Raw genomic sequence first — 16,015 nt, 5'->3', positions numbered from 1 at the left:
TACCGCTGCGAAAGCGCTGGCAACTGCTGAGCGATTGATTATGCTTCCCTCTTCCCCGGTGCACCGGACGGAGAGGGACAGCATGAACAGCCTATTGCCGGTACTGGCCGGCATCGCACTCAGCTTGCTGGCGCTGTGGTACGGCGAACTGCGGGTCCGCACCCTGCGTACCCGTTGCGCACAGCTGCAATCGGCGCTGGAAGCCCACCGCGAAGCGGAAATGCGGCTGGACCACATCGCCCACCACGACAGCCTTACCGGCCTGCCCAACCGCCTGCAATGCCAGCTGCAACTGGAGCACGGCATCGCCTACGCGCGCCGCCACGGCAGCCTGCTGGCGGTGCTGTTTGTCGATATCGACCACTTCAAGTCCATCAACGACAATCTCGGCCACGACGCCGGCGATCAGGTGCTGATGCAGTTCGCGCAGCGCCTGCGCCAGTGCGTGCGCGAGGTGGACACAGTGGCGCGCCAGGGCGGCGACGAGTTCATCGTGCTGCTGACCGAATTGCGCGCCGCCGCCGATGCGCAGCAGGTGGCCGACAAGATCAACGCAGCGATCGCCGCGCCGTTCCTGGTGCATGGCGAGACGCTGGCGGTGGCGGCCAGCATCGGCATCGCCGTCTACCCCGACGACGACCTCGATATCGACGCGCTGCTCGAAAAGGCCGACCTGGCGATGTACGCGGCCAAGCAGCGCGGCAAGGGCGCCGGGTTGCGCTTCGTGCCCAGCATGCAGGCCAAGGCGTATTCGCGTGTGGTACTGGAGACCGCGCTGCGCCACGCTCTGGAGCACGACGAATTCGCGCTGACCTACCAGCCCAAGCTCAATCTGAACGAGCAGAAGATCACCGGCGTCAAGGCGCTGCTGCGCTGGCGCCACCCGGAGCTGGGCCTGGTGATGCCGCCGGACTTCCTGCCGGTGCTGGAGGAGAGCGCGCTGATCCTGCCGGTGGGCGCGTGGGTGCTGGCGACCGCCGCCGCGCAGGCGCGGCGCTGGATGGAGCTGGGCCATCCGCTGACGGTGTCGGTGCATCTGTCGCCGCGCCAGTTCTACCAGAAGGACATCGTCCGCAGCTTCGCCGAGATCCTGCACCAGACCGGGCTGCCGGGCCGCTACATCGAACTGGAAATCACCGAGGGCATGCTGATCGATAAGAACCAGAATTGCGAGGCCGTGCTGCGCCAGTTCAAGCAGCTGGGCATGCGCATCTCGATCAGCGATTTCGGCACCGGCTACGCGTCGTTGAACTACCTGCGGCGCTTCCCGGTGGACCTGGTGAAGATCAATAAATCCTTCATCGACGACCTGCGCCGCGCGGCCCAGCAGCCAACCGACCGCCACAGCGATGGTCGGGTGGCGGACGAGGGGGCGATGGTGCGCGCCATCATCGCGATGGCGCATACGTTGAACATGCAGGTGATCGCCGGCGGCGTGGAAACCGGCGACCAGCTGGCCCAGCTGACCGCGATGGGCTGCGACGAGGCCTTCGGCTTCTGCCTGAGCGCCGCCGTCTCGCCGGAGGAGCTGGAGGCGCTGCTGGTGAACCGCTGGCGGCAGCAGGCGGCGATTATTGCTGCCGGTTAGCGGGGAAGAACCAGGCCAGCGGCCGCTGCACGCGTGCCGCCCAAGAGCGCTCGTTGTGGATGGCGGCATCGGCGGCGTAGAACAGCAGGTCTTCATTCAGGCGATAGCCCTGGGCCAGCATGGCGTCGCGCATTTTCAGCGTGTGCTCCAGGCCATCGTCGTCGGTGCCTGCATCGAGGTAGAACTTGACCGGCTGGCGCGCCGGCGTCTTGGCGATCAGCTCGCCCTTATTCCACCAGAACGAACTCGACACGCCCGCCGCCATGGAGAAAACTTGCGGCCGCTGCTGGGCGATGTAGACCGAGGCGATGCCACCCAGCGAGGAGCCCATGATGGCGGTGTGTTCGCGGTCCGGCAGCGTGCGCAGATTGGCGTCGGCCCAGGGCTTGACGGTATCGACGATGAAGGCCATGTAGGCGTCGAGCTTGCCGCCGCCGTATTGCGGATCGCAGCAGGGCGTGTATTCGGCGATGCGGTCCTTGGTGTTGTCGATGCCGACCACGATGGCCGGCGCGACGACGCCGTCGGCGATCAGGCGGTCCATGGTGCTGCCCATTTCCCAGGCGGCGCCGTAAGCTGCGGTGGTGGCGTCGAACAGGTTCTGGCCGTCGTGCATGTAGAGCACCGGATAGCGCTGCTGCGGATGGGCGTCATAGCCGGGCGGCAGGTAGATGCGCAGGTTGCGCTGGTTGCCCAGCTGCGGCGAAGCGAACTGCTCGACGATGCGCAGCGTGCCGGCGGGCGGCAAGGCAGGAATGGGCGAGGCGACCGTGCTGGCCGCCGCGCTGCCGCCGCCAGCCGCAGAACCGGCCGCCGCGCCGCGCGCCAGCGGCATGATGCGGACGCCATGGATATCGAAGCGGTTCGATGGTCCCTTGACGCCGCCGGCATCGGCATAGCTGGTGTTACTTTTCAGGTAGCTCATGTTGTAGAAATCGCTGAGCTCCATGCGGTAGCTGCCCGTCTTGAGCACAGCCTTCAACGGCGTCGACCACGACGGTCCGGCGTTGGCTGGCGAGTGCGGCAACTGCACCACGCCTTGCGCGGCGACGCCACCGTTGCCATCCCTGAGTGTCATCCACTTCACGCCGCCGCTGATGCCCAGGTTGACCTGGTGTGCGGTGTTGCGGTACTTGAGCTGCATGGCGTAGCTGCCGTCGCGCTCGACCTTGATGTCCTGCACCGCAAAGGTATCGGACGGCGCGCCCCAGCCGGCGATGCGGCCATCGGCGGCGGCCACGCTGGACTGCACGCGCGCATCGCCGGCGGCGATTTCCACGCCGCTGTTCAGGCACACTGGCGCGCTGTGGTGGCTGCGGTTGCCGGAGCCGGTGAACATCGCCTCCACCGAGTAGCACAGGTTGTCGTTCTCGCCTTTGCCCAGCAACGGGGCGCGGCGGTCGGCCCAGGTCTTGGCGCTCACGCGCTGCGTCGCCAGCTTGCCGTTGCGGTAGATGTTGTAGACCACTCCCTTGCCGGCGCCCTCAAGGTGCAGCGTGGGGAAATCGTAAGTGCCGCGTTCCAGCTTGACGATGCGCGGCTCCGGCGGCGAGTACACCGCAGGATCCAACGCCAGCGGCTGCGCGCCGACGCTGCGCTTGGCCTGCTGCCCGGCGACCAGCTTGCCGAGGCGGATCTCGATGACGTTGTCCGCCGCCAGTTCAGGCCATGCCAGCGTGGACGTGGCAGGTTTGCCGTTCAGCGTCACCGCATCGACTTCGTAGTAGCCGTCGCCACGCGCGGCCGGCGGTAGCGACAGGCGCACCTGCAAGCGCTTGCCGCGCAGCGCGAGATTATTCAGCGCGACGGCGTCGCTGCCCGCAAACGCCTCGCGCCGCAGCTTGGCCGTCACGAACGGACGCAGCGCGATGCCGTCATTGGTGGTCTGCACGCCAAACACATCGCCGACCACCATGCCCAGGTAAGCGCCGACGGACCACAGCTGCCGGCGCGAATCCACCACCGGTCCGCTCAAGTCGCCCTGCGCCTGCTTATCCTTCAGCATCGGCTGGCCGGACAGCCATTCCAGGTTTTCCATGTTCGACAGGTTGAGCGCCGCGCCGCGCATCAGCGTATCGTAGGCCGCATCGGCGACGGCGACGTTGCCGGTCAGCGCCGCCGCCTTCAAACCGTAGGCCGTCACGAACGGCCACATGGCGCGGTTGTGATAGATCGCCACGCCAGGCTGCTGCGGCCAGGTCACCGGCGCGCCCAGCGGGCCATGCGGATAATGCGCAAGGATGCTCTCGGCCTGCTGGCGGTCGGCGATGCCGGTGACGATCGCCAGCGATTGCCCCAGCCAGTCGTACTTGTACATCGGCGCACCGTCGAAATGGCCGGCCGTCACGCTGCTGTACATGCCGGCGTCGGCCTGCCACAGGCGCTGGTTGATGGCGCGCTTCAGGTCCGCCGCCCATGCCGCGTACTTGTCGGCCAGCGCCGTGTTGCCCTGTTCCTTTGCCAGTTGCGCCGCCAGCGTCAGCGCCTTGTAGTGACCGGCGTTGGTGGACAGCGCCTTCGATGTCGCCATGCTGGCCAGGTCGCCGGCGATCCAGCCTGCGTAGCTTTGCTCGCGCCAGTCGAGGAAGGATTCCTCGCCGTTGTACAAACCGTCGACCGCATCGTAGACGGCCAGCCGGTCGTTTTCCAGCGTGTTGGAGAGGGCGCGCAAGGCGGTGGCCGCGAAGGCCTTGCGCTCGTCCGGCGCCAACGCCTTCAAGGCTTCCTCCGCGCCGAAGGCCCAGCTGACGCGGTCCGTACTGACCGGCCAGCTGCCACCGCTGCCGGTGTCCTGGATGATCTGCAAGCCATCGGTGCTGCCGGCGGCGTGTGCGCCCGGCTGCACGCCGTCGCGGTAGCCGGACAGCTTGAACTCCAGCGAATTGCGCACGCGGCGCGGGTCCAGCATGCCCAGTCCCAGCGAGGCCGCGTAGGACAGGTCGCGCGTCCACACGTAGTGCCACAACTCGCCGGTCTCGAAGCAATTGCAGGAGATGGCGTTGCCGCCGTTGTAGCTGCCGTCGCGGATCTCGCCGACCGAGTCCTGCTTCATCTCCAGGCCGGCCAGTGTGAACAGCGCGTCGAAGGCCAGGTTGCCGCTGCGGACCGACGGCTGCCCCTGCGCTTCGGCGTAGCTGATCTCCTGCTTGCCGCCTTCGCGCACGCGCATGGTAGTCGACTGCGTGTAGCTGCGCAGCGCGGCGCTGGCGTCCGGCGTGGTGTAGCGCACGGTCTCCTGCTTGCCGTCCCAGGTGGGATAGCTGGTGCTCAGCGTGGTGGCGGCAGCCGCCATGGCGGGCAGGGCCAGCAGCGACAAGGCGCCAAAGCGGCGGCGGGCGAAGCTCATTGTTCGATCTCCAGTATCAGCGCCGAGCGCGCAGGCAAGATGACCTCGCCATCGAGCGAAACGCGCTTGCCGCTGATGACGTCCACGCCGGCGCGCACGCCGCTCAGCATCTCGTGGAAGCGCGCGGTTTTCAGCACGGTGTCGGTGCTGTTCTTGTTCAAGGCTACCATGACTTTTTTGGCGCCGTCGTAGCGGAAGTAGACGTAGGTATTGTGCTCGGGACCGTAGTGCATCATCTTCCCGTGATGGATCACCGACGCGCCCTTGCGCCAGTTGAACAGCTTCTTCACATACGCCTGCGCGGCCGCCTGCTGCGCCGTCAGGCCCGCGCCGGTGAAGGCGTTGACGGCGTCGCCGCGCCAGCCGCCCGGGAAGTCGCGGCGGTAGGATGCGTCGTCGCGATCCTTGATGGTGCTGGTCATCTGGATCTCGGTGCCGGCATAGAACTGCGGGATGCGCGGCGCCGTCGCCACGAAGGCCATCGCCATGCGGAACAGGTTGTCGTCCGCATTGAGCTCGCTGTAGATGCGCGACACGTCGTGGTTACCCTCGAACAGCACCAGGTTGCCGGCGTTCGGATACAGATAGTCTTGCGACAGCGTTTCGTACAGATTGGTCAGGCCTTGCTCGGCGCCGTCGGGCGCGGCCAGCGCGCGGCGCATGGTGTAGGTCAGCGGGAAGTCCATCATGCTCGGCATGTGCGAGACATAGCCGTTGAAATTCTGCTTGCCCTCCTGCCAGTGCGCGACCACCGGTATCAGCGGCGTCCATTCCTCGCCCACCAGGTTCAGCTTCGGATACTCGGCCATCATGCTGCCGGACCAGCGGCTGAGGAACTCGGTGTTGGAGTAGCCGTAGGTGTCGACCCGCAGGCCGGACAGGCCCGCGTACTCGATCCACCAGATGTCGTTCTGGATCAGGTAGGTCGCCAGGTACGGGTTGGCCTGGTTCAGGTCCGGCATGCCTTCGACAAACCAGCCCTCGGTGAAGTTACGCTTGTCCTCGTTCGACGCATAGGGATCTTGCAGCGCCACCCGGTGATGCTCGGTCGGCACGAACTTGCCCTGGTAGGTCAGCCAGTCCGGTGTCGGCATGTCCTGCATCCACCAGTGCTTGTCGCCGATGTGGTTGAGCACCACGTCCTGGATTACGCCCAATCCCTTGGCGCGCGCCTGCGCGACAAAGTTGCGGTAGTCCTCGTTGCTGCCGTAGCGCGGGTCGATGCGGTAGTGGTCGGTACTGGCGTAGCCGTGGTAGGAGTAGGCCGAATTCGATTCCAGCAGCGGCGTCGGCCAGATCATGGTGAAACCCATGGCAGCGATGTAGTCCAGATGATCGGCCATGCCGCGGATATCGCCGCCGTGGCGGCCGGAGGGCGCTGCACGGTCGGCGCGTTCCGTCATGCCTGCCGCGTTGTCGTTGGACGGGTCGCCGTTGGCAAAGCGGTCCGGCATCACCTCGTAGATGGCGTCGCTGCTGTTGAAGCCGCTGCGCTGGGCCGAGCCGGCGGCCCGTGCCAGCAATTTGTAGCTGTAGTGCACCGATTGGCTGCCGCGCTTGAACGCCAGGTCGATCGCGCCCGGCGCCGCGTCGGGGGCGATTTCCAGGTTGATGAACAGGTAGTTGCGGTTGGCGACCCGCGCCACCGAGGCGATGCGCACGCCGGGGTAGCTTAGCGCCGGCTCCAGGTCGGCGATCTGCGGCCCGTGCACCATCAGTTGCAGCGAACTGTTGCGCATGCCGGCCCACCACAGCGGCGGGTCCATGTGGTCGATGCGGTAGGTATCGGCGTGGGCGATGAACGGCAGCGCGGACAGCAGCGCGGCGGCGAGGATTTTGTGCATGAGGTCTCCGTCAAGTAGTCGGACTACAGGTGCTTTTCTATGAATTTCTCGTCGAGAATACTATGAAACATGGTGCGTATCAAATGAGCAGTTCTAGTTTTAATACATTCCTTCGCTGCATTTTTCTAAAAATTATCTTCGAGATAATCTTTTTATCGGGCCGAGGTTGGAAATGCTACGAAGTAAAGTGGTATTCAGTCAAAAAATGTAGTTCCACTACATGCTGAGGGGTAGTTGGCTGTAGCCGAAATACAACGCGAATGACGTTTTCGCAGGGCGAGCAAGGGCTGGCGGCCCTCTGTGTGCGTAGCGTGACTGAAGTTTGATTGACACCGAATCTAGTTTTAGTACAAAATTCTTCGTAGAACGTCTTTTAGAACGTTTGCAATCCTTGGAACCCGTGTAGTCGATGGTGCGAGAGCAGGCTGTAGTTGTCGCGGGTATATTTTTAGATGAGTGAGGGGACATTTGATGATGAATTCCGCCAACCTGCGCGGCGCCAACTCGGCTCCGACTAGTGTTGCATTTAAGTTGAGCCCGGTAGCAGCCGGCTGTGCATTGCTGCTGTCCGCCATTTCCGGCTCGTCCTACGCGCAAGACGCGACCGCCGCCCAGGCCGCCGACGCGCCTGTAATCCAAACGGTGAAAGTGTCCGGTATCCGTCGCGGTATCGAAGACGCCATCTCCGTCAAAAAGAATTCCGAATCCATCGTTGAAGCGATCTCCGCTGAAGACATCGGCAAGTTGCCGGACGTGTCGATCGCCGAATCGCTGTCGCGCCTGCCAGGTGTGGCCGCGCAACGCGTGGCCGGCCGTGCCCAGGTGCTGAGCATCCGCGGCCTGGCGCCAGACTTCTCGACCACCACCCTCAATGGTCGTGAGCAGGCGTCCACCGGCGACAACCGCAGCGTCGAGTACGATCAGTATCCATCGGAACTGATCAACGGCGCCGTGGTCTACAAGACTCCGGACGCATCGCTGGTCGGCCAGGGCCTGTCGGGCACCGTCGACCTGCAAACCGTGCGTCCGCTGGAATTCCCGGGCCGCACGATGGCGATCAACGTGCGCGGCGAGAAGAACTCGCTGGGCAAGCAAAACGCCGGCTACAAAGACAAGGGCTACCGCCTGAGCGGCATCTACATCGACCAGTTCAACAACCGCACCCTGGGTGTGGCGCTGGGCTACGCCCGCCTGGACTCCCCTGGCCAGTACCAGAAGTGGAGCAGCTGGGGCTATGGCTTCGATCCTAAGACCGGCAGCACCACCGGCCTGGCCAACTCCGGCAACGAAATCGACGCCGGCTCGACCAAGCAGACCCGCGACGGCCTGATGGCGGTCGTGCAGTGGAAACCGACCCGCGACTTCCAGTCGATGGTCGACACCTACTACTCGAAATTCGATTCCGACACCACCATCCGTGGCATGCAGTTCGGCACCGGCAACTGGATGGGCGGCCTGACCTACGCCAACCCGATATTCGCCAGCTACGGCGGCACCCAGGTGCTGCAGAGCGCGACCGTCGGCGGTATCCAGCCTGTGCTGCGTAACGACCTGAACACCAACCGCGACAAGCTGTTCGCGATCGGCTGGAACAACAAGCTGCGCATGAACGAAGACTGGACCGGCATCGCCGACTTCAGCTACTCGAAAGCGGACCGTCAGGACATGATCCTGGAAACCTACTCGGGCGCCGCCGTCACCGACAGCGCCAAGATCGTGCGCGACAACCAGACCGGCCTGCCGCAAGTGACCACCGGCCTGAACTACGCCGATCCTTCCGTCGTCAAACTGAGCGATCCGGGCGGTTGGGGCCAGGACGGCTACGTCAAGTATCCGCAAGTGACCGACAAGCTGAAATCGGCCCGTTTCTCGGCCAAGCGCAGCCTGGACGGCATGTTCAGCAACCTGGACGTGGGCGTCAACTTCACCAAGCGCGACAAGACCCGTCAATCGGCGGAGATGCTGGTCAACCTGAAGAACGGCCGCGCACCGATCGCCGTGCCTGCCAACCTGATCCAGGATCCGACCTCGCTGGGCTTCGCCGGCATCCCTGGCATCATGTCCTACGACATCATGGGCGCCGTCAACAGCCTGTACACGCTGACGCCTAAGATTCACCAGGACATCTACAACAAGGACTGGCTGGTCAGCGAGAAAGTCTCGACCGCCTACGCCAAGGTCGGCATCGACGACACCTGGGGTGTTCCTGTGAAGGGCAACTTCGGTGTGCAGATGATCCACACCAACCAGAGCTCGAGCGCGTTCAACGTCGACACCAACAACCTGAACACGCCGAAGACCGCGGACGAAGGTACGTCGTACAACGACTTCCTGCCTAGCCTGAACTTGAACTTCGACCTGGGCAGCGAGCAGCACGTGCGCTTCGGCCTGGGCAAGACCATGGCTCGTCCACGCCTGGACCAGCTGCGCGCATCGTCGAGCGCTTCGGTGGACACCACCAAGCTGCTGTGGACCGGCAGCGGCGGCAATCCTAACCTGAAGCCATGGCGCGCCAACGCGATCGACTTGACGTACGAGAAGTACTTCGACAAGAGCACCTACTTCAGCGCCGCGACCTTCTACAAGAAGCTCAAGACCTACATCTACGACCAGGTCCTGCCGTTCGACTTCACCAGCTATCCTAACGATGGCGTGGCCCCGAAATCGAACATCGGTACCCTGACCCAGCCGGCCAACGGCACGGGCGGTTCGATCAAAGGTGTGGAGCTGTCCGGTTCGATCGACGGCAAGGTCCTGTGGACCGGCCTGGAAGGCTTCGGCGCCACCGGTTCGATCTCCCGCACCAAGAGCGAGATCGCTCCTGACGGTCCAGGCACCACCGGCGCACTGCCAGGCCTGTCGCGCACCGTGTCGAACGTGCAGGTGTTCTACGAGAAGTCCGGCTACTCGGCGCGTGTAACCCGCAGCGAGCGTTCCAACTTCCGTGGCGAAGTGACCGGCTTCGGCGCCGATCGCACCTTCACCGACATCAAGGGCGCAGCGCAAGTGGACTTCCAGCTCGGTTACGAGTTCAAGGAAGGCCAGTACAAAGGCCTGTCGCTGCTGTTCCAGGTGATCAACGCGAACGATACCGCGTACCAGACCACGCTGAGCAACGGCACCCTGAAAGTGCCGGGCGAGTACACCAAGTACGGCCGCACCATGCTGCTGGGCCTGAACTACAAGATGTAATTCAGTCCGGTCCAAAACACCCCCTGTCAGCAGTCGCCGGCAGGGGGTGTTTTTTTTCGTGCACAATATCGGACAACATAAAAAGCTGGAGACCAAAAATGCAGCAAAACCAAGCGGATCGCCGCATCAAGCAAATCCTGATCGTCGGCGGCGGCACCGCCGGCTGGATGACGGCGGCGGCCATGTCCAAACTGCTGGGCGGCCACTACCAGGTGCGTCTGGTCGAATCGGACGAGATTTCCACCGTCGGCGTGGGCGAGGCCACCATCCCCCAGATCAAATTGTTCAACCAGGCGCTCGGCATCGACGAAGACGACTTCCTGCGCGAGACCCAGGGCACCTTCAAGCTGGGCATCCAGTTCGTCAACTGGGGCAAGCTGGGCGAGAACTACATCCATACCTTCGGCAGCATCGGCCTGGATATGGGGCTGATCGAGTTCCACCACTACTGGCTCAAGCTGCACCAGGCGGGGCTGGCGCCGGACTTTGGCGCCTATTCGCTGGCGGCGGTGGCGGCGCCGCAGAACAAATTCATGCGCGCGGTCGATGCCGGCAATTCGCCGGTGTCGCACATCGCCCACGCCTTCCAGTTCGACGCCGGACTGTATGCCAAATACCTGCGCAAGTTCGCCGAAGCGCGCGGCGTGGTACGCACCGAGGGCAAGGTGGCCGACGTGATCCTGCGCGAAGGCGACGGCCATGTGGCGGCGATCATGATGGAAAACGGTGAGCGCATCGAAGCGGACCTGTTCATCGATTGCTCGGGCTTCCGCGGCCTGCTGATCGAAGGTGCTTTGAAGACCGGCTACGAGGACTGGACCCACTGGCTGCCGTGCGACCGCGCGCTGGCGGTGCCGTGCGAGTCGACCGGGCCGATCACGCCGTACACGCGCGCGACCGCGCGCACGGCCGGCTGGCAGTGGCGCATTCCGCTGCAGCACCGCATCGGCAACGGCCATGTCTATTCGAGCAAATACATCAGCGACGACGAAGCGACCGCGCAGTTGATGGCGAACCTGGATGGTGCACCGCTGGCCGAGCCGAAGCCGCTGCGCTTCGTCACCGGCAAGCGCAAGAAATTCTGGAACAAGAACGTGGTGGCGATCGGCCTGGCCAGCGGTTTCATGGAGCCGCTGGAATCGACCAGCATCCACCTGATCCAGTCGACCATCGCGCGCCTGATGAGCTTTTTCCCGGGCCGCGATTTCAACCAGGACAATATCGACGAGTTCAATCGCCAGGCGCACTTCGAAGTCGACAAGATCCGCGACTTCCTGGTGCTGCACTACCACGCGACGGAGCGCGACGACACGCCGTTCTGGAACTACTGCCGCACGATGGAAGTGCCGGAAAGCCTGAAGCAGAAGATGGACCTGTTCAAGCAGCACGGCCGCTTCTACCGCGAGAAGGATGAGATGTTTGCGTCGGTGAGCTGGTTGCAGGTGATGCTGGGGCAGGGCTTGCGGCCGCAGTCCTATCATCCGCTGGTGGACCTGTATCCGCAGGAGCAAATCGAGGCGCATCTGCGCACCATCAAGACTGTGGTGGAGAACTGCGCCGGCAAGATGCCGAACCATGAAGACTTCATCGCCGCCCACTGCCAGGCGACGGCGATGAATATGAAGCGCCCCAACTACGGGGCGCGCTAGCAGCGTTTACTTCTTCTCAGCCGCAGCGAAGGCGGCGTTCTGCGTGTCGAGCCAGGATTTCAGCGGCGCGAAGTAGTCGAGCAGCGCGCCGCCGTCGATCTTGTCCTCGCCCGAAATCGCCTTCAGCGCTTCCGGCCACGGTTTGCTCGCGCCCATCGCCAGCATCTGCTGCAGTTTGGCGCCGGCCTTGGCGTTGTCGTACACCGAGCAGCGGTGCAGCGGACCGGTGTAGCCGGCTTCGCGGCACAGCGCGCGGTGGAACTGGAACTGCAGCATATCGGCCAGGAAGTAGCGCGCATACGGCACGTCCGCCGCCACGTGGTACTTGGCGCCGGCGTCGAAGCCCGCGCCGCTGCCGTCGATGGCCACAGGGCGCTTCATGCCCATGTACTGCTCGCGCAGCTGCCACCAGCTCTTGTCGTAGTCGGCCGGCTTGGTCTTGCCGGAGTAGACGTCCCAGCGCCATTTGTCGACCGAGTAGGCGAACGGCAGGATCGCGACCTTGCTCAGCGCGCGCTCCAGCAGCTGGCCGATGTCGGCGTCGGCATCCGGCGCCTGGTCCATCAGGCCGACCTTTTGCAGATAACTCGGCGTGATCGACAGCGCGACCGTGTCGCCGATGGCTTCATGGAAGCCGTCGTTGGCGCCGTTGCGGAACAGGTAGGGCTGCTTGGTGTAGTTGAGGAAGTAGTAGACGTGACCCAGCTCGTGATGGATCGTGGTGAAGTCTTCCGCCGTCGGCGTGATGCACATCTTGATGCGGACGTCGTCCTTCTCGTTCAGCGGCCAGGCGGAGGCATGGCACACCACGTCGCGGTCGCGCGGCTTGGTCAGCAGCGAGCGCTCCCAGAACGACTCCGGCAGCTTCTGCATGCCCAGCGAGGTGTAGAAACGCTCGGCATATTGCGTCATCTGTTTGGCGTCGGTCTTGCGGTCTTCCAGTACCTTGGACAGGTCATAGCTGCTGGCGCCCGTCGCAGGCTTCAGCAGCGGATACAGGTTGTTCCAGCTCTGGCTCCACATATTCCCGAACAGATGGGAAGGAATCGGGCCGGTCAGCGGCACCACGTCCGGGCCGTAGGTCTGGCGCAGCTTGTAGCGGGTGTAGGTGTGCAGCGCATCGTACAGCGGCTTGACCTGCTGCCACAGGCGCTCCATCTCGGCCGAGAAGGCTTCCGGCGGCATGTCGTACTGCGCGCGCCACATCGCGCCGGTATCGACAAAGCCCATCTGCTTGGCGCCCTTGTTCGACAGCGCCACGTATTCGGTGTATTTCTGCTTGTAGGACGGCGACTGCGCGTGCCAGCCCAGCCACATTTCCTTCAGCTTGGCCTCGTCGCGGCTCTTGGCCAGGACTTTTTCCATTTCGCCCAGCGCCATGCAGGCGTCGGCCGTGCCGTCGGGCTTTTTCGGGCAGTACTTGGCTTTGCCGTAGGCGCCGTTCATCGCCGCCTGCAATTGCGCGTATTGCTCGCGTTCCTTGGCGTCGGCGAAGACCAGCGTCTGCTGCAACAGCATCATCTTGCGGGCCGAATCGGCCGACAGTTTCAAGCCGTTGAAACGGCGCGCCGCGATGGCCGCTTCGCCGGCCGCCGTCAGATAGCGTTCGGCGAAGAAGGAGGCGATGGCTTCCGTATCGTCGGTGATGAAGTTGGAGCCGACCCAGGCGCCCTTGGCCTGTTCGTTGTTCAGCTTATTGAGGTGCTCTTCGGTGTCGGCGAGGAAGCGCTCGGCTTCTGCGACGGTGGGTTTTTTTGCGGGGGCGGCTAGCACGGTAGTGCTGGCGGCTGTCATGGCGCTGAGCGCGAACAGCGTGCTGATGATTTTTGGTGACACTGGCATCTCCCTATCTCCGTGTATGGTCTTGTTGGCCATCGAACCAAACGATTCGATGGCCAGCAATAATACACGCTTACAGGGTGATGGCGACGCTCCGGCCGGCCAGGCTGCTGGCTGGCAGCGCGATGTTCAGCACCTTGGCCGCTTCGTCCCAGACGAAGATGACCGGCTTGCCGTCGACGCGCACCAGCGACGGGTGGGCCGTCACGTTATGCACTTGCAGCGCGATGCTGCGTTCGGGGCGCTGGTACTGCTTGCCCACTTCGGACTCGATGCGCAGCGTCAGGCTGCGGCCTTGCAGCTTGCTGGCGAAGTGCAGCAGCTCGTACTTGCCCTGTTCGTAGGCCTGCGCGGTGCTGCCGTCGTCGTCATACAGCTTGCCGGCGCCGGCGCCGACCGAGGCGTCGTGGTAGTAGTGCAGGTCAATATGCTTGGTCGAATAGTCGCGCGTGGTCTGCACCACCTTGGCCATCGGGATGAAGGCGCCGGCGCGCACATAGACCGGCACGTGGTCGGCGCTCAGCTTCACCGATTCGGTGGCGCCGCCGGCGTGCTTCTCGCCGCTGTAGAAATCGAACCATGCGCTGCGGGCAGGGAAGTAGACGTCAGCCGTCGTTGCACCCTGCTTGAGCACCGGCGTGACCAGGAAGTCCTTGCCCCACAAATAGGTCGACGACATCGCGCGCACCTTGGCGTTGCCCGGCTCCTCGTACAGCATGGGGCGCATCAGCGGCAGGCCTTTCTGGTTGTTGTCGAAGCCCAGCGTGTAGTTATACGGCAGCAGGCGATAGCGCAGGCGGATCGCTTCGCGCGCCAGCGCCTTGGTGCGGTCTTCGCGGTAGACCGGCTCCGGCGGCACCTCGTCCTGCGCGTGCGGACGGAAGATCGGCTGGAACACGCCGTACTGCAACCAGCGCGTGTACAGCTCATTGTCCAGCACCGGATTGGCGAAGCCGCCCAGGTCCGAGTGCATATAGCCCGCGCCCTGCATCCCCATTTGCAGCGAGATCTCGGGCTGCGCCTGCAAGCCGCCCCAGCCCCGGTTGACATCGCCGGACCACGGGATGATGCCGTAGCGCTGCGTGCCCGAGTAGCCGGCGCGCATCAGGATGAAGGGGCGCTCCGTCGGGAAGTCCTGCTGATAGCCTTCCGCGACCAGCCGCGCCCATTGATGGCCGTAGATGTTGTGCACCTGGTCGGCGCTGCCGGTGGCGTGGCGCATAGCGGTCGGATGCACTTCCGGTTCGCCCAGGTCGCCCCATACGCCGGTCACGCCCTGCTCGCGCAGGCCCTTGTAGATGTTCCAGAACCAGTCCTTGCCCGGCTTGCCGAAGATGTCGATCAATCCTGTGTGGCCGAAGTAGAAGTCGTAGGCCAGCGGCGCGCCGTTGGCGTCCATGCCCAGCACCTTCTTGTCGACCGCTTCCTGCCACTTGCCGGACGTATCGAGAATAAATGGCTCGGTGATCACCACCGTCTGCACGCCTTTTTTCTGGAAGTCGGCGATCATGCCGGTGGCGTTGGGGAAGCTGTCCTTGTCCCACGCCAGGTTGCCCATCGTGCCCTTGACCTCTTTGCCGAACCAGAACAGGTCGAACACGATGGCGTCGAGCGGAATGTCGTCGGCGATGAATTTGTTGACGGTGTCGCGCGCGACGGCTTCGGTGCGGTAACCGAAGCGCATCGCGAAATTGCCGAAGGCCCAGCGCGGCGGCAGCGGTTGTTTGCCGGTCAGGCTGGTGTAGTTGCCCACTACGTCTTCCCAGCTGTCGCCGGCGATCACCTGGTAGGTCTTGCGGCCGCCGATGGTTTCGTAGGTCAGGCTGTCGTTGTTCTTGCTGTCGAAATCGAGGTAGCCGGTTTGCGGATTGTCGAAGTGGAGCGCGTACATTTTCGACGACAGCGCGACCGGCATCGCGTAGCCCATCTGTTCGGACTTGTCGTCGTAGCCGTAGTGCGCCTTGTTGTACAGGGTGAAGCGGTGGCCGCGGCGGTTCATGCCGACCGCGCGTTCGCCGGCGCCGTACAAGGCCTCGTCCTTGTCCAGTGCGAACTCGATGCCTTCCAGTTCGCGCGCTTCGCCCTTGTTGATATCCTTGCTGCCGGTGGCCACGTCGTCCTTGAACTTGACGTAGCCGTGCTTCTCGGCGACCAGGCGCTTGCCCTTGTACGCATACGAAATCTGGAACGGCGACTTGGTAATGGTGACAACGATGCCGGGTGTGGCATATTCGATGCTGTTGACCTTTGTGGTCAGCGTGGTGCGGATGGCGGCCGGCGCCAGCACTACCGCGTGCGATGCCGGGTCTACCTGCTCGCCGTTCGGCACGAAGGTGGTTTCGACGATGCCGGCGGAGTAGGGCTTGATGACATAGCGTCCGTCGCTGGTGTGGACTTCCAGCTGGCCGCCGTTGCGGGTGGCGCTGTCGAATTTGCGGTCGGCGTTCTGCGCCTGGCCGGCCTGGCTGACGACCAGCAGCGGCAACACGGCCGCAAGTTTGGCGATGGAATTGCTTTTCATGTAAGTGTGTGGTCTCAGAGGTTGTTATGATTTTGT

Annotated in this window: 7 protein-coding genes; 3 read left to right on the top strand and 4 right to left on the bottom strand. The window is 63.8% G+C overall.

Going from position 1 to position 16,015, the window contains the following annotated elements; translation table 11 throughout:
• Positions 1–82 precede the first annotated feature (82 nt).
• Positions 83–1,588, top strand: a complete 1,506-nt coding sequence (locus D0T21_RS15975) for a bifunctional diguanylate cyclase/phosphodiesterase (RefSeq protein WP_116990583.1) — start codon at positions 83–85, stop codon at positions 1,586–1,588.
• Here the strand turns inward: D0T21_RS15975 and D0T21_RS15970 are convergent.
• Both D0T21_RS15970 and D0T21_RS15965 read right to left on the bottom strand, forming a co-directional pair.
• The gene (locus D0T21_RS15970; RefSeq protein ID WP_116990582.1) at positions 1,572–4,934 is read right to left on the bottom strand and encodes an alpha/beta hydrolase-fold protein; all 3,363 of its coding nucleotides are present in this window, start codon (positions 4,932–4,934) and stop codon (positions 1,572–1,574) included. The genes D0T21_RS15975 and D0T21_RS15970 overlap by 17 nt on opposite strands.
• Positions 4,931–6,778: a glycoside hydrolase family 13 protein gene (locus D0T21_RS15965; protein ID WP_116990581.1), complete on the bottom strand. Its 1,848-nt coding sequence runs from the start codon at positions 6,776–6,778 to the stop codon at positions 4,931–4,933. The genes D0T21_RS15970 and D0T21_RS15965 overlap by 4 nt, the downstream gene beginning before the upstream one ends.
• 471 nt (positions 6,779–7,249) lie before the next feature.
• Here D0T21_RS15965 and D0T21_RS15960 point away from each other — a divergent pair, with 471 nt between their 5' ends.
• Both D0T21_RS15960 and D0T21_RS15955 read left to right on the top strand, forming a co-directional pair.
• Entirely contained in the window at positions 7,250–9,970 is a 2,721-nt protein-coding gene (locus tag D0T21_RS15960; protein WP_229211494.1) for a TonB-dependent receptor, read from the top strand.
• 98 nt (positions 9,971–10,068) lie between these two features.
• On the top strand, positions 10,069–11,619 hold the full coding sequence (locus D0T21_RS15955) for a tryptophan halogenase family protein (protein WP_116990580.1): 1,551 nt from the start codon (positions 10,069–10,071) through the stop codon (positions 11,617–11,619).
• 6 nt (positions 11,620–11,625) lie between these two features.
• Here D0T21_RS15955 and D0T21_RS15950 read toward each other — a convergent pair whose 3' ends face one another.
• Together D0T21_RS15950 and D0T21_RS15945 are read right to left on the bottom strand one after the other, a co-directional pair.
• Positions 11,626–13,461 (bottom strand): M2 family metallopeptidase, encoded by a 1,836-nt coding sequence (locus tag D0T21_RS15950; RefSeq protein WP_116990579.1) that lies wholly within the window; start codon positions 13,459–13,461, stop codon positions 11,626–11,628.
• A gap of 70 nt (positions 13,462–13,531) precedes the next feature.
• A complete protein-coding gene (locus D0T21_RS15945) occupies positions 13,532–15,979 on the bottom strand; it encodes a TIM-barrel domain-containing protein (protein ID WP_116990578.1) in 2,448 nt (815 codons plus the stop codon).
• Between the last annotated feature and the right edge of the window lie 36 nt (positions 15,980–16,015).

Source organism: Duganella sp. BJB476, from assembly GCF_003416895.1.
GTDB lineage: Bacteria > Pseudomonadota > Gammaproteobacteria > Burkholderiales > Burkholderiaceae_D > Rugamonas.
This window is presented reverse-complemented; position numbering and strand designations above follow the sequence as displayed.

Excerpts from the sequence above, each read along its gene's own strand:
- D0T21_RS15950 (WP_116990579.1), bottom strand. The coding sequence starts at position 13,461 with ATGCCAGTGTCACCAAAAATCATCAGCACGCTGTTCGCGCTCAGCGCC.
- D0T21_RS15945 (WP_116990578.1), bottom strand. The coding sequence starts at position 15,979 with ATGAAAAGCAATTCCATCGCCAAACTTGCGGCCGTGTTGCCGCTGCTG.
- D0T21_RS15955 (WP_116990580.1), top strand. The coding sequence starts at position 10,069 with ATGCAGCAAAACCAAGCGGATCGCCGCATCAAGCAAATCCTGATCGTC.
- D0T21_RS15975 (WP_116990583.1), top strand. The coding sequence starts at position 83 with ATGAACAGCCTATTGCCGGTACTGGCCGGCATCGCACTCAGCTTGCTG.
- D0T21_RS15965 (WP_116990581.1), bottom strand. The coding sequence starts at position 6,778 with ATGCACAAAATCCTCGCCGCCGCGCTGCTGTCCGCGCTGCCGTTCATC.
- D0T21_RS15970 (WP_116990582.1), bottom strand. The coding sequence starts at position 4,934 with ATGAGCTTCGCCCGCCGCCGCTTTGGCGCCTTGTCGCTGCTGGCCCTG.
- D0T21_RS15960 (WP_229211494.1), top strand. The coding sequence starts at position 7,250 with ATGATGAATTCCGCCAACCTGCGCGGCGCCAACTCGGCTCCGACTAGT.